Genomic DNA, 21811 nt, shown 5'->3' with positions numbered 1-21811 from the left:
TGGAACATCGCCACTTTCCTCACCACCGTTTCCGGGTAGAATGCTCGTTCGCATGCGGCCATGAGGGCTGCACGGGCGACTCACGGGGCCGCCCTCCATCCCTTTAGTGTGGAAGATCCTGCCGATATGTTTGCGCCTTTGTTAAAGAAACTTTTTGGAAGCAAGAACGAGCGTGAAGTCAAACGCATGCTCAAGACGGTGCAGCTCGTCAATGCCTTCGAAGAGCAAATGGTGGCCCTTTCGGACGATCAATTGCGCGCCAAGACCGCCGAGTTCAAGGCCCGTATCGCCAAAGGGGAAACCCTCGACAAGCTGTTGCCGGAAGCCTTCGCCGTCGCCCGCGAGGCCGGCAAGCGTGTGATGGGCATGCGCCACTTCGACGTACAACTCGTCGGCGGCATGACTCTGCACGAAGGCAAGATTGCCGAAATGCGCACCGGTGAGGGCAAGACCCTCGTGGCCACCCTGGGTGTTTACCTCAACGCACTGTCCGGCAAGGGCGTGCACGTTGTGACCGTGAACGACTACCTGGCCCGCCGAGACGCCAACTGGATGCGCCCGCTGTATGAATTCCTCGGCCTCACTGTCGGCGTCGTGACGCCGTTCCAGCCGCCGGAAGAGAAGCGTGCCGCCTACGCCGCCGACATCACCTACGGCACCAACAACGAATTCGGTTTCGACTACCTGCGCGACAACATGGCGTTCAGCATGGATGAAAAATTCCAGCGCGAACTCAACTTTGCCGTGATCGACGAAGTCGACTCCATCCTCATCGACGAAGCGCGTACTCCGCTGATCATTTCCGGTCAGGCCGAGGACAGCTCCAAGCTGTACATGGAGATCAACAAGCTGATCCCGCAGCTGGAACTGCACGTCGAAGAAGTTGAAGGCCAGGTCACCAAGGCCGGTCACTACACCGTTGACGAAAAGACCCGTCAGGTCGAACTCAACGAAGCCGGTCACCAGTTCATCGAAGAAATGCTCACCCGCGTCGGCCTGCTGGCCGAAGGCGAGAGCCTGTACTCGGCGCACAACCTTGGCCTGCTGACCCACGTCTACGCCGGTCTGCGTGCGCACAAGCTGTTCAACCGCAACATCGAATACATCGTCCAGGACGGTCAGGTCGTACTGGTCGACGAACACACCGGTCGTACCATGCCGGGTCGTCGACTGTCCGAAGGCCTGCACCAGGCTATCGAAGCCAAGGAAGGTCTGAACATTCAGGCCGAGAGCCAGACCCTGGCCTCGACCACCTTCCAGAACTACTTCCGTCTGTACACCAAGCTGTCCGGCATGACCGGTACCGCCGACACCGAAGCGTTCGAATTCCACCAGATCTATGGTCTGGAAGTCATGGTCATCCCGCCGAACAAGCCGTTGGCGCGTAAAGACTACAACGACCTGGTGTTCCTCACCGCCGAAGAGAAATACGCGGCGATCGTGGCCGACATCAAGGAAAGCATGGCCGCCGGTCGTCCGGTGCTGGTGGGTACCGCGACCATCGAGACCTCCGAGCACATGTCCGAGTTGCTCGTCAAAGAAGGCATCGAACACAAGGTTCTCAACGCGAAGTTCCACGAAAAAGAAGCTGAAATCATCGCGCAGGCCGGTCGTCCGGGTGCGCTGACCATCGCCACCAACATGGCCGGTCGTGGTACCGACATCCTGTTGGGCGGCAACTGGGAAGTGGAAGTCGCTTCGCTGGAAAACCCGACCCCTGAGCAGATCGCCCAGATCAAGGCCGACTGGCAGAAGCGTCACCAGCAAGTGCTGGAGTCCGGCGGCTTGCAGGTCATTGCTTCCGAGCGTCATGAATCGCGCCGTATCGACAACCAGCTGCGTGGCCGCGCCGGCCGTCAGGGCGATGCCGGTTCGAGCCGCTTCTACCTGTCGCTGGAAGACAGCCTGATGCGCATCTTCGCCTCCGACCGGGTGAAGAACTTCATGAAAGCCCTGGGCATGCAGCCGGGCGAAGCGATCGAGCACCGCATGGTGACCAACGCAATCGAGAAGGCGCAGCGCAAGGTTGAAGGCCGCAACTTCGACATCCGCAAGCAACTGCTCGAGTTCGACGACGTCAACAACGAACAGCGTAAAGTGATCTATCACATGCGTAACACGTTGCTGGCCGCTGACAACATCGGCGAAACCATCGCCGATTTCCGTCAGGACGTGCTCAACGCTACCGTCAGCGCGCACATTCCGCCGCAATCGCTGCCAGAGCAGTGGGACGTGGCCGGTCTGGAAGCGTCGATCGAAAGCGATTTCGGCGTGAAACTGCCGATCCAGCAATGGCTCGACGAAGACGATCACCTGTACGAAGAAACCCTGCGCGAGAAGCTCATGACCGAGCTGATGGCGGCGTACAACGAGAAAGAAGATCAGGCCGGTGCCGAGGCGCTGCGCTCGTTCGAGAAGCAGATCGTCCTGCGCGTACTCGACGACCTGTGGAAAGACCACCTGTCGACCATGGATCACCTGCGTCACGGCATTCACCTGCGTGGCTATGCGCAGAAGAACCCGAAGCAGGAATACAAGCGCGAGTCGTTCACGCTGTTCTCCGAGCTGCTCGATTCGATCAAGCGCGACTCGATCCGCGTGCTCTCGCACGTTCAGGTTCGTCGCGAAGATCCGGAAGCCGAAGAGCAACGCCTGCGTCAGGAAGCCGAAGCACTGGCGGCGCGCATGCAGTTCGAACATGCCGAAGCGCCTGGGCTGGATCAGCCGGAAGCGTTGGGTGAAGAGGTCGATGTGGCACTGGCCACCGCCGCTGCCCCGGTTCGCAACGAGCAGAAGCTGGGCCGCAACGAACTGTGCTACTGCGGTTCGGGCAAGAAATACAAGCATTGCCACGGGCAGATCCAGTAAAACCCGTTTCAATCGCTGAACACCCCGCGCCGCGACCGGCTCCTGCCGTCGCGGCGTTTTGCCATTTATCCCACCGTCCTTTCCCGTGGCGGTGCTGACATCATTGAGTAAGGAGCGCATTCATGGCTGTTGGTCTTGGTCCTTTGCCAACGTTGCACCCGGTTGCCGGTTTTGAACTCGGTATCGCCTCGGCCGGCATCAAGCGCCCGGGGCGCAAGGATGTGGTGGTGATGCGCTGTGCTGAAGGTTCGACCGTGGCTGGCGTGTTCACCCTGAACGCGTTTTGCGCCGCGCCGGTGATCCTGGCGAAAAAGCGCGTGCACAATGCCGTGCGGTACTTGCTGACCAACACCGGCAATGCCAACGCCGGCACCGGCGAGCCTGGCTTGGCGGCTGCCGAGCGCACCACCGCTAAGTTGGCCGAGCTGACCGGCGTCGATGCCAGCCAGATTCTGCCGTACTCCACTGGCGTGATCGGCGAGCCGCTGCCGGTCGAGAAGATCGAAGGCGCGCTGCAAGCTGCGCTGGATGATCTGTCGGAGAACAACTGGGAAGCCGCCGCCACCGGCATCATGACCACTGACACGCTGCCCAAGGGCGCCAGCCGCCAGTTCGAGCATGACGGCGTGACCATCACTGTCACCGGCATCAGCAAAGGTGCCGGCATGATTCGCCCGAACATGGCGACCATGCTGGGTTACATCGCCACCGACGCCAAAGTCTCCCGCGAGGTGCTGCACAACCTGATGCTCGACGGCGCCAACAAGTCGTTCAACCGCATCACCATCGACGGCGACACCTCGACCAACGACTGCTGCATGCTGATCGCCACTGGCAAGGCCGCGCTGCCGGAAATCACCCGCGCTGAAGGCGAGCTGTTCGCCAAGCTGAAGCAAGCGGTGTTCGAAGTGTGCATGGACGTCGCCCAGGCCATCGTGCGTGACGGCGAAGGCGCGACCAAATTCGTTACCGTTGAAGTGAATGGCGGCGGCAACCACCAGGAATGCCTGGACGTCGGTTACACCGTGGCCCACTCGCCGCTGATCAAGACCGCGCTGTTCGCCTCTGACCCGAACTGGGGCCGTATCCTCGCTGCCGTGGGTCGTGCCGGCGTGCCGGATCTGGACGTGAGCAAGATCGACGTGTTCCTCGGCGACGTGTGCATCGCCAGCCGTGGCGCCCGCGCCGCGACCTACACTGAAGCACAGGGCTCGGCGGTGATGCAGCAGGAAGAAATCACCATTCGCATCGAACTCGGTCGCGGCGATTGCAGCGAAACCATCTGGACCACCGACCTGTCGCATGAGTACGTGAAGATCAACGCTGAATACCGCACGTGACCTGAACGGTAGGAGCGGGCTGCTGGCCTCTTCGCGAGCAAGCTCGCTCCCACAGTGGTTACGGCCGTTCACAAATATTGTGTACACCTCAGAACCTGTGGGAGCGAGCTAGCTCGCGAAAGCGGAGGTTGCGACACAATAAATCTTGAAGTTTCCTCTGACGAAAAGGCGCCACACCATGTCCCTGCACCTGATCATCGGCGACAAACTGCTTTCCTCCTGGTCCCTGCGTGCGGCGCTGGCGCTTGAACTGACCGGCGCACACTACAGCGAAGAGCTGATCAAGCTCGGCAAGCCCGACACCCGCGAGCGCCTGCTCAAGCATTCGCCGACCGGCAAGGTGCCGCTGCTGCAAACCACCCGTGGCACGATTGCCGATTCGCTGGCCATCGCTGAATACCTCGCTGAGCAGTTTCCGTCCGAGCAACTCTGGCCGAGCGATACCTTCGCCCGCGCCCAGGCCCGCTCGGCCTGCGCACAGATGCACAGCGGCTTCTTCGCCATGCGCAATCACATGCCGTTCAACCTGAGCCAGGACGCACCGCTGAACCCTGTGCCGCCAGAAGTGAAGGTCGATATCGAACGCATGCTCGCGCTATGGGCCGAATGCCGCGCGGCGGCGACGGAAGAGGGGCCATACCTGTTCGGTCGTGTCAGCCTCGCCGACGCCTTTTTCGCGCCGATCGCCGTGCGCCTGCGTACCTATCAGGTGAAGCTGCCAGCGGTCGACGAAGCTTATGTTGAAACCATCTACCAATGGCCCGCCTTCAAGGCGTGGCAAAAGGCTGGATTGGAGGAATTGAATCCGTGAAACGCGTCCATGTCGCCGCTGCCGTCATCCGTGACGGTGCCGGCAAAATTCTGATCGCCCGCCGTGCCGACACCCAGCATCAGGGCGGCTTGTGGGAGTTTCCCGGTGGCAAGGTCGAGGCTGACGAGTCGGTCGAATCGGCACTGGCTCGCGAGCTGCACGAAGAGCTGGGCATCTTCGTTGACGCTGCGCGGCCGCTGATCAAGGTTCGCCACGATTACCCGGACAAACAGGTGTTGCTGGATGTCTGGGAAGTCTCGGCGTTCAGCGGCGAGCCCCACGGTGCTGAAGGCCAGCCACTGGCTTGGGTCACTGCCAGGGAATTGATCAACTACGAGTTCCCGGCGGCCAATCAGCCGATCGTCGCGGCGGCGCGCTTGCCTGCCGAATACCTGATCACACCGGAAGATCTGGAAGGCCCGGCACTGTTGCGCGGCATCCAGAAGGCGATCGCCGGCGGGATCAAATTGATCCAGCTGCGAGCACCCAACGGCTACGACCCGAAATACCGTGATCTGGCGGTGGATGCGGTGGGCCTGTGCGCCGGCAAGGCGCAGTTGATGATCAAAGGGCCTTTCGAATGGCTCGGTGATTTCCCGTCTGCCGGGTGGCACATCACCGCTGCCCAACTGCGTAAATACGCAGCGGCAGGACGTCCGTTGCCGGCCGAGCGCTGGCTCGCGGCGTCGTGCCATAACGCTGAAGAGCTGGCGCTGGCCGAGCAGATGGGCGTCGACTTTGTCACCCTGTCGCCGGTGCAGCCGACGCTGACGCACCCGGATGCACAGCCATTGGGTTGGGAACAGGCTGCGGCACTGATTGAGGGTTTCAGCAAACCGGTGTTTCTGCTCGGTGGAGTAGGGCCGGCGGAACGCGAGAAGGCTTGGGGTGCTGGGGCTCAGGGTGTGGCGGGGATTCGGGCGTTCTGGCCAGAAGCTTGATTCTCGATTGAGGCTAGCGGCCTCTTCGCGAGCAGGCTCGCTCCCACAGTGGATTGCATTTCTCCATTCAGAATGCAGGCAAATGTGGGAGCGAGCCTGCTCGCGAAGGCGTCCTGACAGGCGCTACTTTCCTTCAGGTCTCACAGCCGGCTGCCACAAAATCTCCGCCACCCCCTGCCGCCGCGCAATCAACCGCGCCACAACAAACAGCAAATCCGACAACCGATTGATATACGCCAGGCCAACCCCGGCCAATGGCTCAACCGAGTTCAAATGCTGACAGCGGCGCTCGGCACCGCGCGCCAGACTGCGGCAGACATGCGCCTGCGCAATCAACATCGAACCACCCGGCAAGATGAAGTTCTCCAGCGGCCCCAGCTCTTCATTCCATACATCGATCGCCGCTTCCAGCCGCTCGATTTCAGCCTCGTTCAACGCCTGGTATTCCGGCATCGCCAGTTCACCGCCGAGGTCGAACAGGCGATGCTGACACGGCGCCAGCACTTCGATGATTTCATTCAGTCCCGGGTGCACTGCGCGCTCGGCGAGCAAACCCGCCAGCAGCACGCCGACCTGACTGTTCAGCGTATCGACCTCGCCGATCGCCTCGATGCGCGGGTGATCCTTGGGAACGCGGCGGCCGTCACCGAGGCCGGTTTCGCCTTTGTCGCCGGTGCGGGTGTAGATCTTCGACAAGCGAAAGCCCATGGGTTACCTCGGTAGTGGATTGGTTTCGGTGGTCAGCGGCGCAGGTTGCGCCAGCGGCAGACGCAGGGTGAAGCAAGTGCCCTGGCCTGGCGCCGATTGCACTTCCATCTGGCCCTTGTGATTGTTGGTGATGATGAAGTACGACACCGACAGGCCCAGGCCGGTGCCCTGGCCGATTTCCTTGGTGGTGAAGAACGGCTCGAAGGTACGCTTGCGCACGTTCTCGCTCATGCCGATGCCGTTGTCTTCGACTTGGATCTCGGCCCACGGCGGATTGAGTCTGGTGCGCAGAATGATCCGGCCCGGCTCGCTGTCGTCTTCGCGCTGATGAATGGCCTGCGCGGCGTTTTTCAGCAGATTGAGCAGCACCTGTTCCAGTTCGTTGGCAGTACCCGGCACCGGACCCAGGGCCGGGTCGAACTGGCGGATGATGGCTTGACCCTTGAAGTCGAAGCCGATGGCCAGATCGAAATCGTTGCCGGCGATCTCAACGGCTTGATCGATCAGCGCCGGCAGATCGCACGGCGCCATTTGCCGGGTGCTGCGGCGGCTGAAGCTGAGCATGTGCGTGACGATCTTCGCCGCGCGGGCGCCGGCCTGCTGAATGCCGTCGAGCAGTTGCGGGACTTCGCGGCCTTGCAGGTAGCGGTTGACCGTGTCCAGTTCGATGCCCAGTTGCTCGGCGGTCTCGATGTTCTTCGGCAGATCCGCCGACAGACGCCGACGAATGTTCTGCACGTTGTGCAGGATCGCGCCGAGCGGGTTGTTGATTTCGTGGGCCATGCCGGCCGCAAGGCCACCGACCGATAGCATTTTCTCCGACTGCACCATCATTTCTTCCAGCGACAGACGCTGAGTGATGTCGTCGATACGAATCACCACGCCACGCCCGGCCCCGCCCATCAGCGGATAAAACGTGAGTGCATAGTGTTTGGGTTCATCGTCCTTGAACCACGTCACTCGGTCGACTTTGGCCACGGTGTGCTGTTCGACAGTGGCCTTGAGCTGCGGCAAAAACGGCTTGAGCGGTTCGAAGGCGAGGAAGATCGGCTGATTCAGCGCCTCGTCCAGGCGTGTCCCGGAAAGTGCGCTGGCCTCTTGGTTCCACTGGGTGACGTAGAGCTGCTCGTCGAGGGCGATCAGCGCCGACGGCATCGAGTCGATGATGCTGTTGAGATAATTCTGGAAGCCGGTGAGCTTCTTCTCGATCTTGCTGCGCACCTGGACTTCCAGCTCCAGTTTGCGGTTGGTATGGCGGGTTTCCTCGGCCAACCCCTGCGCCTGATCGTAGGCGGCTTGCGAGTCGTCGCGGGCGCGTTTGAGTTGCTGCTCGCGGGCTTCGATGCGCGAAAGCATGGTGTTGAACGCCTCGGCCAGACTGCCGATTTCGTCGTGGTTGCCGCGCGCGGCGCGCAGGGCGTAGTTCTCTTCGCGGGTGACCTGCCGGGACAATTCCTCCAGCTGGTGAATCGGCCGGGTAATCAGGCGCTTGATCTGCCGGGCGATGACCAGCCACAGCAGTACGCTGAAGATCAGGATGCCGAGGCTGGCGGTCAGGGTACCGGTGTAGAACGCCATCGGCAGTTCGCTGCTGGCCACCAGCAACAGATGCCCCGGCGCGGCACCGGGGCGGGGCAGGGTGATCAGTTGATTGCTGCGAAACTCGGTGAGTTGCCAGGCTTCGACGTGGCGGTAGCGCTCGGGGAGACTGAGTTTTTCGCCGCGCTGCACTTGCGCCAGGCGTTCACCCTTGCCGTCATACAGGGCGGCGGCGCGCAGCGGTGAATAACTGTCGAGCTCCTTGAGCAGGCGCTCGGCGCTGCGCGGCGACTCCAGCGCATCGCTGACCAGACTCGGATTGGCGATCAGCCGGCCGATGGTCTGCAGGGCCTGAGGCGCCATGCTTTCCTGAGAAATGTAGTAGGCGGCGCTGATAAAGGTCAGGTTGGCGACCAGCAGAACCGTGGTCAACAACACCAGCAGGGCGGCCAGCAGTTTCTGGCCGACCGGCAGGTTTTCAAGGCGCTGGCGCAATGGCATCAGGTTTATCGCAGCAGGGGAACAAGTGGTCAGCCTAGCGGCTGCTCAGTCGCTGGGCAATCCACGCTTGTGCAGATGAGCGATCAGGCGTTGCTGCAACTGGTGCAGATGCGGCAGATGCAACTGATGGCGCTCGGCAACTTTGCAGGCGTGGCCCAACAGATAGCTGATCTCGGTGCGGCGCTGGTTGGCGACGTCCTGATACATCGAAGAGTAATTGGCAGCGGTGGCGTGGATCACTCGTTCGACTTCCGCTTGCAGGTTTTGCGCCGCAGCCGGCTGGCCGCAGCTCTCCAACAGTTCAGCCAGTTCGGCGCAGAGCGTGGCGACTTCGCAGTGATGCTCGCTCAGCCCGCCGTTGCGGCAATCGTGCAGCACGGTCAGCGGGTTGATCGCGCAGTTCAGCGCCAGTTTGCGCCACAGGCGAGTAAGGATGTCGGCGCTCCATTCATGGGGAATGTTCGCCGCTTGCAGATCGTCCAGCCAGACCGGCGCCAGCGGATTTGCGCCATCGCCCAGCCAGTTGAACCCGTGACCGGCGAACACTACGCGCCAATCGCCGTCACGGAACGCGCCCTCGGTGCTGGAGGCGCTGATGCAGCGCGCCTGCGGCACCCGCGCGGCGACGGCGTCCTGACTGCCGAGGCCGTTCTGCAGCAGGATCAGTTCGGCGTCCGGCGCGAGGCGGGAAGCGAGGCGGGCGACGGCCTCTTCGGCGTCATAGGCCTTGCACGCAACCAGCAATCGGCGAATCGGCTCGGGGCTGTCCGGGGTTTCGCCGGGAACTGCATAGGTATGAGCTTGTCCGTTTTCTACCAGGGTCAATCCGCCCACTGCCTCGTAGCTATGCAAGCGCGCCGCATCACGCAGGATCAGGCGCACCGGCAAGCCGGCGCGAGCCAGCCGTGTAGCCCAGAGTGTGCCGAGGCTGCCGGCGCCAAGTACGTGCCAGGTGGTCGACATCAGTTTTTTGCTCGATTGCTTGCTGGCATGTGCGGCTCGCCGTATCGGTAGGAAAAGACCCGTTATAATGAGCCCGATTTTAACCGCAAGCCAAGCGCGCTCCATGCACATCGAGCGCGCCTTTTTATTGGAGAGATTACATGCCGTCGTTCGACGTGGTATCCGAACTGGACAAACACGAGCTCACCAACGCGGTCGAGAACGCCGTGAAGGAACTCGATCGTCGTTATGACCTGAAAGGCAAAGGCAGCTTCGAGTTCAAGGAAAAAGACCTGACCGTCAGCCTTACCGCCGAAGCCGCTTTCCAGCTCGAAGCGATGATCGAAATCCTCAAGCTGGCGCTGACCAAGCGCAAGATCGACGTGCAGTGCCTCGAGGTCAAGGACGCTTACGCTTCCGGCAAGCTGATGAAGCAGGACGCCGTCCTCAAGGAGGGCATCGACAAAGAGCTGGCGAAGAAGATCGTCGGCCACATCAAGGAAGCCAAGCTCAAGGTCCAGGCCGCCATTCAGGGCGAGCAGGTGCGTGTCACTGGCAAAAAGCGCGACGATTTGCAGGAAGCCATCGCGGCCCTGCGTGCCAAGGAATTCGGCATGCCGCTGCAGTTCAACAACTTCCGCGACTAAGCTTGGTCTGAAGGCTATGTGGGAGCGAGCCTGCTCGCGAATGCGGTGTTTCATTCAGCGAAAAGTTGACTGACACGCCGCATTCGCGAGCAGGCTCGTTCCCACAGTTGTTTTGAATACACCCCGGGAAGCCGGAAATCAGGAGATAGAACATGGATTTGAATGCGGAAGTGGACCACCTGGTCAAGGCGTCCCAGGCGTGGATCCCGATGATCATGGAATACGGCAGCCGCGTGCTGCTGGCAGTAATTACCCTGGCCATCGGCTGGTGGCTGATCAACAAGGTCACGCAAAAACTCGGCGGTCTGCTCGCCCTGCGCAATGCCGACCTCGCGCTGCAAGGCTTTATCAGCAGCCTGGCCAACATCATTCTCAAGGTGCTGCTGATTGTCAGCGTCGCGTCGATGATCGGCGTCGAAACCACCTCGTTCGTCGCGGCCATCGGTGCTGCGGGTCTGGCGATTGGCTTGGCCTTGCAGGGCAGCCTGGCGAACTTCGCTGGCGGCGTGCTGATTCTGCTGTTCCGCCCGTTCCGCATCGGTGACTGGATCGAAGCCCAAGGTGTAGCGGGCACCGTCGACAGCATCCAGATTTTCCACACCGTGCTGCGTACTGGCGACAACAAGACCATCATCCTGCCCAACGGCAACCTGTCGAACGGCATCATCACCAACACCAACCGCCAGCCAACCCGCAGAGTCGTGTTTGATGTGGGGGTGGATTACGAAGCGGATCTGCAGAAAGCCCGTCAGGTATTGCTGGATCTGGCCAAGGATCCCCGCGTCATGCAGGACCCGGAACCACAGGCGGTGATTTCGACATTGGGTGATAGCTCGATCACTGTCTCCCTGCGGGTGTGGGTGAAAACTGCGGATTATTGGGATGTGATGTTCATGTTCAATGAGCAGGCGCGTGATCGTTTGAAGAGTGCTGGTATTGATATTCCATTTCCGCAGCGGGTTATACGTGTAGTGCAAGAATCGGCGACACAATGATAGGTTGCTAGCTAACTACTTGCTTTGTTAGTCAGTCTTTTAAATAAGTGAAAATAAAAAAGGCCCATCGAAGATGGGCCTTTTTTTATGCTTTGAAACTAACCGCTGACAATTACAGGATGTTCAGCGGGTACTCGGTGATCAGACGGAACTCTTTGACATCGCCTTCACCTTCGTCGGCGTTAGCAACGTGCCAAGCTTGACGAATGCGGAAGGACAGGTCTTTAGCCGGACCGCTTTGAACAACGTACTTGGCTTCAAAGTTGGTTTCGTGGTGTTTGCCATCTTCACCATACAGACCGGCGTAAGCGCTGCCCGCTGGAGTGTTGGTACCGTCGATATCCCAACCTTTGACGTAACGAACCATGAAGCTCAGGCCAGGAACGCCGTACTCGGCCATTTTCAGGTCGTAACGGGCTTGCACGGATTTCTCGCCAGCGCCGTTGAAGTCAGAGTACTGGATGGAGTTGGCAAGGAAGATCGAGTCGCCACCACGGTTGTTCTTGCCCACGCCGATGTAGTCGAACGGGGTGTCGCCGTTGACCTTCTGGAACGCCAGGGTGAAGGTGTGCGCTTTGAGGAACGACAAAGCGGTTGCCAGCGAGAACGTGGTGTTGCTGATGTCGCCCGCTTCGGCGCTACCGGTGTCGGTGGTGCGGTAGATGTTGAAGTCGGTGTTCAGCGAAGTATCACCACCGAACGGGGTGGTGAGGTTCACGTTGGCGTAGTACTGGTTCCAGATGTCTTCCAGCTTGGCGCCGTACAGCGATGCAGTGAGGTTGTCAGTGATCGAGTACTTGCCGCCGAAGTAGTCGATGTTGTTCGCTTCAACACCGGCGTAGGTAGCGTAGAGGCCGCCATCGCGTGCGTTCTTGTCCTGGCTGGAGCCGGAGTAGAAGTGGCCGGCTTCCAAGTCCAGATCTTTCACTTCGCTGCTCTGCAACTGGAAGCCAGTGGCAGTTTGCGGGAGGATGCGGGAACCGCCGACAGCGAACACTGGAGAAGTGCTTGGCTGCATGTCGCCGAATTTCAGTTCGGTCTTGGAGACGCGGAACTTGATCGAAGCGCCTGCCTTGCCCTGACTGTCATTGACGTCACGGGCATAGCCGTTGGCCTTGACGGTATCGCTACGGCTCATGTTGCCAGTACCGGAAGTACCGTCACCGCCATCCAGTTTCAAGGCCAGATAGCCGTAGGCATCAATACCTACACCCACGGTGCCCTGGGTATAACCGGAGGTGAAGTTGCCGAGGAAACCCTGGGTCCAGTCTTTCTGGTCACGGCCACCGTTCTTGTTGTCGCGGTTGAAGTAGTAGTTCTTCAACGTCTCGGTGAGTGTCGCGTCTTCAACGAAACCTTTGGCTTCTGCCTGGTCACTTACAAACGGGGCGGCCGTAGCCAACTGCGAACTGGCTGCTGCTGCAACTGCCAGTGCGATCATGCTCCACTTCATCACGCGCATCGTGATTTGCTCCTTTGGTTTTAGAAGAGTACTGCCGTCCCACCTGTTTTATTATCTGGGCGGCTCTTTCTTTTTGTGTCGGCGCAAACTTATATCACGCCGACAATGTTGGCGATACTTGCGAAACCAACCTTTCAGCTTCTTTACGGCGTTGTCGCAAAGGGAGCGCTGGATGTCGCAAATTCACAGTACCGATGCAGCCGGACTGACAACTTTATCGCTGTTTCCGGGCCTTTTGCATCGCTAAAAAAGAGTCCCTGGCAAAACACTTGAATCTCCATCGGGCAACCCTGCCACTGTTTTTATTGGCTTCAGGCGACCACTTCCAGTGGTGCGCTTATAGTCCATACCGTTACGAATGCAACAAGCGTGCACAAACCGCAAAATCGCTGCGGTTATTTTTTTTCTGGGCGTCCGGATATGTGAAAACCTTGTGAAAACGGGGCCTCGGGGCTGTTTTGTTGCGGGCTTGACGACGATCTCCCAATGGTGTTGCAACGCACCAAAGGCGCGCAGGACAACCAAAAACGTTACCGGTTCACCCCGCATTGAGTATTTGGCGGATGCCCGACCCACTGAGCGTAGACGTGTTGTGCAGTTTTGGTGCAAAAAGATCACAATCGGGCCCGAGTAAAACTGGCGCCGCCCGATTCGAGGGTCGACAGATCAGGGGTTTTCATGCGGATCTTCACGTCAAGGCTCATGTCCGGGGCTGTATTGGTGCGTCGGCGAGATAAATGTCTTATGTAGGCGCGCTTACTGAATTACTGTCGGAGGGAAGCGTGAAGCCCGCTGCATTCGCAGGTATGCTGCCGTTCTGTCGCTTGGCGCGCTGCTTTTACGGCGCCGCCGCTAAGCTGAGTCATAGGATCAGCGGGAGTGCTCACAGTGTTTGCTTTGGATTCACGACTTCAACAGGACGCCCTGGTCATCGGCGACTTTCCGTTGTGCCGGCTGTTGCTGTCCAACGACAGCAATTACCCTTGGTTCATCCTGGTACCTCGTCGCGAGGATATCAGCGAGTTGTTTCAGTTGGATGTCGCCGATCAGCAGCAGCTCTGGCGGGAAACCACCACCCTTGCCGAGTTGCTCAAGGATTCGTTCGACGCCGACAAGCTGAACGTGGCAACCCTGGGTAATGTTGTCAGTCAGTTGCACATGCATGTCATCGTGCGTAAACGCGACGATGCCGCCTGGCCGGCGCCGGTCTGGGGCAGGCACCCGGCCAATCCGTACAGCGCGGAACAGGTGGCAGCCATTCGCGAACGCTTGCGTCTGGTGCTGACCGAAGAATTCACCTTTGTGGAGGGCTGAGTCATGAGCCTTGAAGAACGCGTTACCGATTTGGAAAGCCGTCTGGCCTTTCAGGATGACACCATTCAGGCATTGAACGATGTGCTGGTGGCCCAGCAGAAAGTCATCGAGCGCCTGCAATTGCAGATGGAAGCGCTGATCAAGCGTCACGAAGAAATGGTCGGGCAGTTCGGTGCTTTTGAAGAAGATGCGCCACCGCCGCATTATTGAGCCATTCGCCAAGCATAAAAAAACCGCGGACAGCCAGGCTGTTCGCGGTTTTTTTTTGCTTTGGATCAGCGACGCGGCAGAGCGGCGATCACGTCCTCGGCTTGCAGGCCCTTGTCTCGGTTCATCACCGAGAACTCGACGCGCTGGCCTTCGACCAGAACACGGTGGCCTTCGCCGCGAATGGCGCGGAAGTGCACGAAAATATCATCGCCCGAATCCCGGGAGATAAACCCGAAACCCTTGGAAGTGTTGAACCACTTCACGGTGCCGGTATCGCGATTGCTCATGTCATAGGTAGTCGGCGCAGCGGCCGGTGACGATTTGTAGAAGCTGACAGCCAAATGCAGCAGCACGGCAACCAGGGCGATCACCAGGCTGAACAACACCGCCGGTTGGCCAGCGATGACCGGCATCGGCGCGATCAGGGTCAAAGTTTGCAGGACGACGGTCAGGACCAGAAGGGCGCTGACCAGATTTTGCAGATGCTGGCGCGGGCCTTTGTTCCAGTAGGGAATCACTGGAGCGATGACCAGGTTCAGCAGGCCGAAAAAGGCCAGGTAAAGTGCATCGGGCTGTTGCAGGTAAGGAACGGCTTCGGCTTTCAGGCTGGGTATGAACGACAGCAGCAAGGCTGCTGCGCCCATTAGCAGGTGGACGATTTTCAACATTTTGATTGGCTCACGTTATGACGGCTCACAAGGAAGAGCTGAAGGCGCACGGTTCGCTTCAGGACAAAATAAGAGGCGGTGGACACGTACACGGCATCAGCCTATGCGCAACGCCCCGGAAAATAGGGCATGGCGACACACTGCCTATTTAACAGCAAAGCCTGCGGCTACTCAAATCAGCCCGGCCAGCGGCAGAGAAACGGTCGATTTGTCGCAGTCAGATCACGGATTGATAGCTGCGAGCGGGCGCTTGCCTTGCTAAAGTGGGGTTGAACCTGCTGGATGAATTCAATCACTGTTAGGGGGTAAGCATGGCAATTGATATCGGTATCAGTGAAGAAGACCGCAAATCCATCGTCGAAGGGCTGTCGCGGCTGCTGTCGGACACCTATGTGCTGTATCTGAAAACCCATAACTTTCACTGGAACGTCACCGGCCCGATGTTCCGCACGCTGCACCTGATGTTCGAAGAGCAATACAACGAGCTGGCGCTGGCCGTCGATTCGATCGCCGAGCGTATCCGTGCGTTGGGCTTCCCGGCGCCCGGTGCTTACGCGACCTACGCGCGTCTTTCTTCTATTAAAGAAGAGGTCGGCGTGCCAAGCGCCGAAGACATGATCAAGCAATTGGTCGAAGGCCAGGAAGCGGTGACCCGTACCGCGCGCGGCATTTTCCCGCTGCTGGACAAGGTCAGCGATGAGCCGACTGCTGACCTGCTGACCCAGCGTATGCAAGTGCACGAGAAAACTGCGTGGATGCTGCGCGCGCTGCTCGAGGAGTGACCCAGCCGCTGCGGACGGCGTGAGGTCGTCCGCATGCTCTCCAGACTCTTACCGTTGTCGTTGGCTTATCCTACGAGGCTGGTCAACAAGTCGTATGGCGCTAACTTTGTCACTGGGTTTTTATGAAGGCGCAGGATGTTGCCTTATAAATCAGCAGTCATGGCAAAGGAGTGTCAACGCTATGGTAGAAGGAGACAGGCGAAGCGACAGGATGTCGGCTTCGCGGCACGTAATTAAAGTCGACCCGTTTGTCAGCGAGTTCGACATGAATCTGATCCGGCCGTTGTCGCGATCGATTCGCCTCAACGGTTTTGCGACCTGCCTGCGCCTGGAGCAGGTCTACTGGAATATTCTCGGCGGCATGGCCGAGGACAATCATTGTTCGGTCAGCACACTGTTATCCCACGTCGATCGCGAGGTGCATCTGCGTTACGGCGGGGTGAAGAATTTCAGTGCGCTGGTACGGGTGGTTTGTGTCATGAACGGGATCAAAGATCTCGCACCCGCCGTTTCGCGCTGAAACGGCGGTTGCAACGAGGTTGCGGGCTGTGCAGCGTTACGGCTGCACAGCCCGCATTTAATCGATATAATCCCGCGCTTTCGCCGCAAAGCCCTGCGCGCGGCAGCAATCTGATCGCCGAGACACCTCCATGCCAATGTACGATTACCAATGTGCTTCCTGTGGTCATCAGTTGGAAGCCATTCAGAAGATCAGCGACGCACCGTTGGTCGACTGCCCTGCCTGCCAGGCGCCCGAACTGAAGAAGCAGCTGTCCATGCCGGGTTTTCGCCTCAGCGGCAACGGTTGGTACGAGACTGACTTCAAGACCGGAGCCAAGAAGAATCTGGCCGGTGGCGACAAAGCTGACTAGGGTTCCAACCCTGAACGAACGACACGCGTGAGTTTCCGCCTTGCTTGATCGCGGCCGGATCTCCACCGAATTTCGAATTACGAGAAGCGAACCACACCATGATGCGCAGCCACTATTGCGGCCAACTGAACGAAAGCCTGGAAGGCCAGGAAATTACCCTTTGCGGATGGGTTCACCGTCGCCGCGACCACGGCGGGGTGATTTTCCTCGACATCCGTGATCGTGATGGTCTGGCCCAGGTGGTGTTCGACCCGGATCGCGCCGAGAGCTTCGCCGCTGCCGATCGCGTGCGTAGCGAATACGTCGTGAAGATCACCGGCAAGGTGCGTCTGCGTCCGGCCGGCGCGACCAACGCCAACATGGCCTCGGGCATGATCGAAGTGTTGGGTTATGAACTGGAAGTGCTGAACGAGTCGGAAACCCCGCCGTTCCCGCTCAACGAGTTCTCCGACGTCGGCGAAGAAACCCGCCTGCGCTATCGCTTCCTCGATCTGCGTCGTCCGGAAATGGCCGAGAAGCTGCGTCTGCGCTCGCGCATGACCACCAGCATCCGCCGCTTCCTCGACGAGAACGGCTTCCTCGACGTCGAAACGCCGATCCTTACCCGGGCCACCCCGGAAGGCGCGCGTGACTATCTGGTGCCGAGCCGTACCCACGCCGGTTCGTTCTTCGCCCTGCCGCAATCGCCGCAGCTGTTCAAGCAACTGCTGATGGTGGCCGGCTTCGACCGTTACTACCAGATCGCCAAGTGCTTCCGTGACGAAGACCTGCGTGCCGACCGTCAGCCGGAATTCACCCAGATCGACATCGAGACCAGCTTCCTCGATGAAAAAGAGATCATGGGCCTGACCGAGCAGATGATCCGCAACCTGTTCAAGGAAGTGCTGGATCTGGAATTCGGCGAATTCCCGCACATGACCTTCGAAGAAGCCATGCGCCGTTACGGTTCGGACAAGCCGGACCTGCGTATTCCACTGGAACTGGTCGACGTTGCCGACCAGCTCAAGGAAGTCGATTTCAAGGTATTCAGCGGCCCGGCCAACGATCCGAAGTGCCGCATCGCCGCACTGCGCGTTCCAGGCGGGGCGAGCATGCCGCGCAAGCAGATCGACGACTACACCAAGTTCGTCGGCATCTACGGTGCCAAGGGCCTGGCTTACATCAAGGTCAACGAGCGTGCTGCCGGTGTTGAAGGCCTGCAATCGCCGATCGTGAAAAACATCCCTGAAGACAAGCTCAACGTGATCCTCGATCGCGTTGGCGCAGTCGATGGCGACATCGTGTTCTTCGGTGCCGACAAGGCCAAGATCGTCAGCGAAGCCCTGGGCGCGCTGCGTATCAAGCTGGGTCACGACCTCAAGCTGCTGACCTGCGAGTGGGCACCAATGTGGGTCGTCGACTTCCCGATGTTCGAAGAGAACGACGACGGCAGCTTCTCGGCGCTGCACCACCCGTTCACCGCACCGAAGTGCACCCCGCAGGAACTCGAAGCCAACCCGGCCGGCGCACTGTCCCGTGCGTACGACATGGTCTTGAACGGCACCGAGCTGGGCGGCGGTTCGATCCGTATTCACCGCAAGGAAATGCAGCAAGCGGTATTCCGCCTGCTGGGCATCAACGAAGCGGAACAGGAAGAGAAGTTCGGCTTCCTGCTCGACGCACTGAAGTATGGTGCACCGCCGCACGGTGGTCTGGCCTTCGGTCTGGACCGTCTGGTGATGCTGATGACCGGCGCCCAGTCGATCCGTGAAGTGATCGCCTTCCCGAAAACCCAGAGTGCTGCCGACGTGATGACGCAGGCTCCGGGCGTAGTGGATGCCAAGGCATTGCGCGAGCTGCACATTCGCCTGCGCGAAACGCCAAAGGCTGAGTAAGACGGGCCTGAAGGCGCATCTTCGGATGCGCCTTTTTTCTTTCTCAGGTCGAATTTTTCAATTGCCGGCCGCTGCACCAGCAGGGCGGGCAAGGTTTCAAAGAGCATTCGGAGCAAGTTATGGCAGGTCATTCCAAGTGGGCAAACATCAAGCACCGCAAAGAACGTCAGGATGCCAAGAGGGGCAAGATCTTCACCAAATGGATCCGTGAACTGACCGTTGCGGCCCGTCAGGGTGGCGGCGATCCGGGTTCCAACCCGCGTCTGCGTCTGGCTCTGGACAAGGCGTTGAGCGCCAACATGAGCCGCGACATCATCGACCGTGCCGTCGCGCGCGGTGCCGGCGCCACTGAAGCGGACAACGTTGAAGAACTGACCTACGAAGGTTACGGCCCGGGCGGCGTGGCGGTGATGGTCGAGTGCATGACCGACAACCGCAACCGTACCGCCGCAGCCGTGCGTCATGCGTTCAGCAAGTGTGGCGGCAACCTCGGCACTGACGGTTCGGTGGCGTATCTGTTCGAGCGCAAGGGCCAGATCAGCTTCGCTCCGGGTGTCGATGAAGACGCACTGACCGAAGCGGCACTGGAAGCCGATGCCGATGACGTGGTCACCCACGACGACGGTTCGATCGATGTATTTACCTCGTTCACCGGTTTCTATGCGGTGCGCAACGCGCTGGAAGCGGCCGGGTTCAAGGGCGACGACGCGGAAATCGTCATGCAGCCAACCACCAGCGCCGAGCTGGATCTGGAAGGTGCGGAGAAGGTGCTCAAGCTGATCGACATGCTTGAGGACCTGGACGACGTGCAGAACGTCTACTCCAACGCGGATATCCCGGAAGACGTCGCCGCTCAGCTTGGCTGATAAGCGACTAGTCTTCCCTGTGGGAGCGAGCCTGCTCGCGAAAGCGGTGTGTCATTCAGCACCTGTATCTGCTGACATACCGCCTTCGCGAGCAGGCTCGCTCCCACATTTGCTATTGGCTGTCAGGTAAATCGTTTTATGAATCTGCAGGCGTTATGACTCTAATTCTTGGTATCGACCCCGGTTCGCGCATCACCGGTTACGGGATCGTTCGCGATACCGGGCGCGGCGGCTGCATCTATGTGGCCTCGGGCTGCATTCGCACCGGCTCCGGCGAGCTGCATGAACGTCTGCAGATCGTCTATCGCGGCGTGCGCGAAATCATCAAGACCTACGGCCCGGTGACCATGGGCATCGAAAAGGTGTTCATGGCGAAAAACGCCGACTCGGCGCTGAAGCTCGGACAGGCACGGGGCGCTGCGATTGTCGCCGGCGCCGAAGAGTGTCTGGAAATCGCCGAGTACACCGCCACGCAAGTCAAACAGGCGGTGGTCGGCACCGGTGCGGCCAATAAGGAGCAGGTGCAGATGATGGTCATGCACATGCTCAAGTTGACGAGCAAGCCGCAGATCGACGCCTCCGACGCCCTCGCGATCGCCATTTGCCATGCGCACACGCGCTCAAGCCTGCTGCCGCACGGGCTGGGAACCGCACGCAGTCGTGGCGGGCGCCTGCGTCTCTGATAGCATCAGCATCAATTTTCCTGAAAGTGGTTTTGCGGTGCCTGTGTTGCCGGCGCGCAAGCCACCTTCAATCGTCGCCAGCCCACGGCTGGCCAGCGCTCAAGGATTCAAAACGTGATTGGACGCTTGCGCGGCACCCTGGCTGAGAAACAGCCGCCGCACCTGATTCTCGATGTCAATGGCCTCGGCTATGAGGTGGAAGTGCCGATGACCACGCTTTATCGGTTGCCGTCGGTCGGTGAACCGCTGACCCTGCACACCCATTTGGTCGTACGCGAAGATGCGCAATTGCTCTATGGTTTTGCCGGCAAGCGTGAGCGAGACTTCTTTCGCGAGCTGATCCGGCTCAACGGGGTCGGACCGAAACTGGCGCTGGCGTTGATGTCGAGCCTGGAAGTCGATGAGTTGGTGCGCTGCGTGCAGTCTCAGGACACTTCGGCGTTGACCAAGGTCCCGGGGGTTGGCAAGAAAACCGCCGAGCGTTTGCTGGTGGAATTGAAAGACCGCTTCAAGGCCTGGGAAACCTCGCCGGCGATGTTCGCGCTGGTGCCGAATCAGCCGGACGGCCCGGCACCGGTCAACAGCGCCGAGACCGATGCGGTCAGTGCGTTGATCTCGCTGGGCTACAAGCCGCAGGAAGCGAGCAAGGCGATTTCCGCGATCAAAGACAAGAACCTGAGCAGCGAAGACCTGATCCGCCGCGCTCTGAAGGGAATGATTTAAGTGATTGAAGCTGATCGTCTGATCGCCGCCGCGCACAGCCCGCGCGAGCGCGAAGAAGTCCAGGACCGGGCCATCCGCCCGGTCAGTCTGGCCGACTACATTGGCCAGCCGACCGTGCGCGAGCAGATGGAGCTGTTTATCCAGGCTGCCCGTGGCCGCAGTGAATCCCTCGATCACACCCTGATCTTCGGCCCACCGGGGCTGGGCAAGACTACGCTGGCGAACATCATTGCCCAGGAAATGGGTGTGTCGATCAAGAGCACCTCTGGGCCAGTGCTGGAGCGTCCGGGTGATCTGGCCGCGTTGCTGACCAATCTTGAGCCGCACGACGTGTTGTTCATCGACGAAATCCATCGTCTGTCGCCGATCGTTGAAGAAGTGCTGTATCCGGCCATGGAAGATTTTCAGCTCGACATCATGATCGGCGAAGGGCCGGCGGCGCGCTCGATCAAGCTCGATCTGCCGCCTTTCACTCTGGTGGGCGCCACCACTCGCGCGGGCATGCTGACCAATCCGCTGCGTGACCGCTTCGGTATCGTCCAGCGCCTGGAGTTCTACAGCACCGCGGATCTGGCAACCATCGTCAGTCGTTCGGCGGCGATTCTCGGTCTGCCGCTGGATCCGGAAGGTTCGTTCGAGATCGCCCGTCGCGCCCGTGGCACACCGCGAATCGCCAACCGTCTGCTGCGGCGGGTGCGCGATTTCGCCGAAGTACGCGCCAAGGGTCACATCACCAAAGCGGTGGCGGATCTGGCGCTGAATCTGCTGGATGTCGACGAACATGGTTTCGATCATCAGGACCGGCGTCTGCTGCTGACCATGATCGAGAAGTTCGACGGCGGCCCGGTCGGTATCGACAGTCTGGCGGCGGCGATCAGTGAAGAACGCCACACCATTGAAGACGTGCTCGAACCGTATCTGATCCAGCAGGGCTATATCATGCGCACGCCTCGGGGCAGGGTAGTGACGCGGCATGCCTACCTGCACTTTGGTTTGAATGTTCCGTCACGCATGGGCGAGATGCCCGTGGCAGGCGAGTTTCTCGACGCCGTCGACGATTGATAC

21 protein-coding genes are annotated in these 21811 nt (G+C 59.8%); 16 read left to right on the top strand and 5 right to left on the bottom strand.

The window, feature by feature from the left end; all coding sequences use genetic code 11:
* Window positions 1–126: 126 nt before the first annotated feature.
* The 4 genes from secA to AC0IXA_RS24095 all read left to right on the top strand — a co-directional run bounded on the left by secA (window position 127) and on the right by AC0IXA_RS24095 (window position 5960).
* Entirely contained in the window at window positions 127–2868 is a 2742-nt protein-coding gene (secA, locus tag AC0IXA_RS24110) for a preprotein translocase subunit SecA (RefSeq protein ID WP_038861039.1), read from the top strand.
* Window positions 2869–2990: 122 nt separating this feature from the next.
* The gene (argJ, locus tag AC0IXA_RS24105) at window positions 2991–4208 is read left to right on the top strand and encodes a bifunctional glutamate N-acetyltransferase/amino-acid acetyltransferase ArgJ (RefSeq protein WP_041479803.1); all 1218 of its coding nucleotides are present in this window, start codon (window positions 2991–2993) and stop codon (window positions 4206–4208) included.
* Window positions 4209–4386: 178 nt separating this feature from the next.
* Window positions 4387–5019, top strand: a complete 633-nt coding sequence (locus tag AC0IXA_RS24100) for a glutathione S-transferase family protein (RefSeq protein WP_471814634.1) — start codon at window positions 4387–4389, stop codon at window positions 5017–5019.
* The gene (locus AC0IXA_RS24095; protein ID WP_471814633.1) at window positions 5016–5960 is read left to right on the top strand and encodes a Nudix family hydrolase; all 945 of its coding nucleotides are present in this window, start codon (window positions 5016–5018) and stop codon (window positions 5958–5960) included. Before AC0IXA_RS24100 ends, AC0IXA_RS24095 begins: the two co-directional genes overlap by 4 nt.
* 123 nt (window positions 5961–6083) lie before the next feature.
* Here the strand turns inward: AC0IXA_RS24095 and AC0IXA_RS24090 are convergent, their stop codons facing one another.
* The 3 genes from AC0IXA_RS24090 to AC0IXA_RS24080 are packed head-to-tail and all read right to left on the bottom strand — an operon-like array spanning window position 6084 to window position 9671.
* Window positions 6084–6668 (bottom strand): cob(I)yrinic acid a,c-diamide adenosyltransferase, encoded by a 585-nt coding sequence (locus AC0IXA_RS24090; RefSeq protein WP_471814632.1) that lies wholly within the window; start codon window positions 6666–6668, stop codon window positions 6084–6086.
* A 3-nt stretch (window positions 6669–6671) separates the two neighbouring features.
* Entirely contained in the window at window positions 6672–8708 is a 2037-nt protein-coding gene (locus tag AC0IXA_RS24085; RefSeq protein ID WP_016773489.1) for a sensor histidine kinase, read from the bottom strand.
* A gap of 45 nt (window positions 8709–8753) precedes the next feature.
* Complete coding sequence (locus tag AC0IXA_RS24080) at window positions 8754–9671, bottom strand: putative 2-dehydropantoate 2-reductase (RefSeq protein WP_471814631.1); 918 nt, start codon at window positions 9669–9671, stop codon at window positions 8754–8756.
* Between the two features lie 140 nt (window positions 9672–9811).
* Between AC0IXA_RS24080 and AC0IXA_RS24075 the strand changes: the two genes are divergently transcribed.
* Window positions 9812–10297 carry a YajQ family cyclic di-GMP-binding protein gene (locus AC0IXA_RS24075; protein WP_110646614.1) on the top strand — a complete coding sequence of 162 codons (486 nt, stop codon included), beginning with the start codon at window positions 9812–9814 and terminating at the stop codon, window positions 10295–10297.
* Between the two features lie 152 nt (window positions 10298–10449).
* A complete protein-coding gene (locus AC0IXA_RS24070; protein ID WP_471814630.1) occupies window positions 10450–11292 on the top strand; it encodes a mechanosensitive ion channel family protein in 843 nt (280 codons plus the stop codon).
* A gap of 112 nt (window positions 11293–11404) precedes the next feature.
* Here AC0IXA_RS24070 and AC0IXA_RS24065 read toward each other — a convergent pair whose 3' ends face one another.
* Window positions 11405–12754: an OprD family porin gene (locus AC0IXA_RS24065; RefSeq protein WP_076563946.1), complete on the bottom strand. Its 1350-nt coding sequence runs from the start codon at window positions 12752–12754 to the stop codon at window positions 11405–11407.
* A gap of 888 nt (window positions 12755–13642) precedes the next feature.
* Between AC0IXA_RS24065 and AC0IXA_RS24060 the strand changes: the two genes are divergently transcribed.
* A complete protein-coding gene (locus AC0IXA_RS24060; protein ID WP_341638945.1) occupies window positions 13643–14068 on the top strand; it encodes an HIT family protein in 426 nt (141 codons plus the stop codon).
* A gap of 3 nt (window positions 14069–14071) precedes the next feature.
* Entirely contained in the window at window positions 14072–14278 is a 207-nt protein-coding gene (locus AC0IXA_RS24055; RefSeq protein ID WP_039758193.1) for a SlyX family protein, read from the top strand.
* A gap of 65 nt (window positions 14279–14343) precedes the next feature.
* Here AC0IXA_RS24055 and AC0IXA_RS24050 read toward each other — a convergent pair whose 3' ends face one another.
* Window positions 14344–14946, bottom strand: a complete 603-nt coding sequence (locus tag AC0IXA_RS24050) for a cold-shock protein (protein WP_016773496.1) — start codon at window positions 14944–14946, stop codon at window positions 14344–14346.
* A 311-nt stretch (window positions 14947–15257) separates the two neighbouring features.
* On the opposite strand from AC0IXA_RS24050, the gene AC0IXA_RS24045 reads away from it, so the two are divergent.
* The 8 genes from AC0IXA_RS24045 to ruvB all read left to right on the top strand — a co-directional run bounded on the left by AC0IXA_RS24045 (window position 15258) and on the right by ruvB (window position 21808).
* A complete protein-coding gene (locus AC0IXA_RS24045) occupies window positions 15258–15728 on the top strand; it encodes a Dps family protein (RefSeq protein ID WP_016773497.1) in 471 nt (156 codons plus the stop codon).
* A 181-nt stretch (window positions 15729–15909) separates the two neighbouring features.
* Entirely contained in the window at window positions 15910–16248 is a 339-nt protein-coding gene (locus tag AC0IXA_RS24040; protein ID WP_038861040.1) for a ribbon-helix-helix domain-containing protein, read from the top strand.
* 130 nt (window positions 16249–16378) lie between these two features.
* The gene (locus AC0IXA_RS24035; RefSeq protein WP_016773499.1) at window positions 16379–16600 is read left to right on the top strand and encodes an FmdB family zinc ribbon protein; all 222 of its coding nucleotides are present in this window, start codon (window positions 16379–16381) and stop codon (window positions 16598–16600) included.
* A gap of 98 nt (window positions 16601–16698) precedes the next feature.
* Complete coding sequence (aspS, locus tag AC0IXA_RS24030) at window positions 16699–18474, top strand: aspartate--tRNA ligase (protein WP_064365013.1); 1776 nt, start codon at window positions 16699–16701, stop codon at window positions 18472–18474.
* A gap of 119 nt (window positions 18475–18593) precedes the next feature.
* Window positions 18594–19340, top strand: a complete 747-nt coding sequence (locus tag AC0IXA_RS24025; protein ID WP_076563942.1) for a YebC/PmpR family DNA-binding transcriptional regulator — start codon at window positions 18594–18596, stop codon at window positions 19338–19340.
* Window positions 19341–19495: 155 nt separating this feature from the next.
* Window positions 19496–20023 (top strand): crossover junction endodeoxyribonuclease RuvC, encoded by a 528-nt coding sequence (ruvC, locus tag AC0IXA_RS24020; protein ID WP_016773501.1) that lies wholly within the window; start codon window positions 19496–19498, stop codon window positions 20021–20023.
* 114 nt (window positions 20024–20137) lie between these two features.
* Window positions 20138–20746 carry a Holliday junction branch migration protein RuvA gene (gene ruvA, locus AC0IXA_RS24015; protein ID WP_024014088.1) on the top strand — a complete coding sequence of 203 codons (609 nt, stop codon included), beginning with the start codon at window positions 20138–20140 and terminating at the stop codon, window positions 20744–20746.
* On the top strand, window positions 20747–21808 hold the full coding sequence (gene ruvB / locus AC0IXA_RS24010; RefSeq protein ID WP_471814629.1) for a Holliday junction branch migration DNA helicase RuvB: 1062 nt from the start codon (window positions 20747–20749) through the stop codon (window positions 21806–21808). It abuts the gene before it with no gap.
* Window positions 21809–21811 lie beyond the last annotated feature (3 nt).

Source organism: Pseudomonas sp. AC083, from assembly GCF_979253165.1.
The sequence above is the reverse complement of the archived record's forward strand: the minus strand, read 5'-3'. Positions and strand labels throughout refer to the sequence as shown.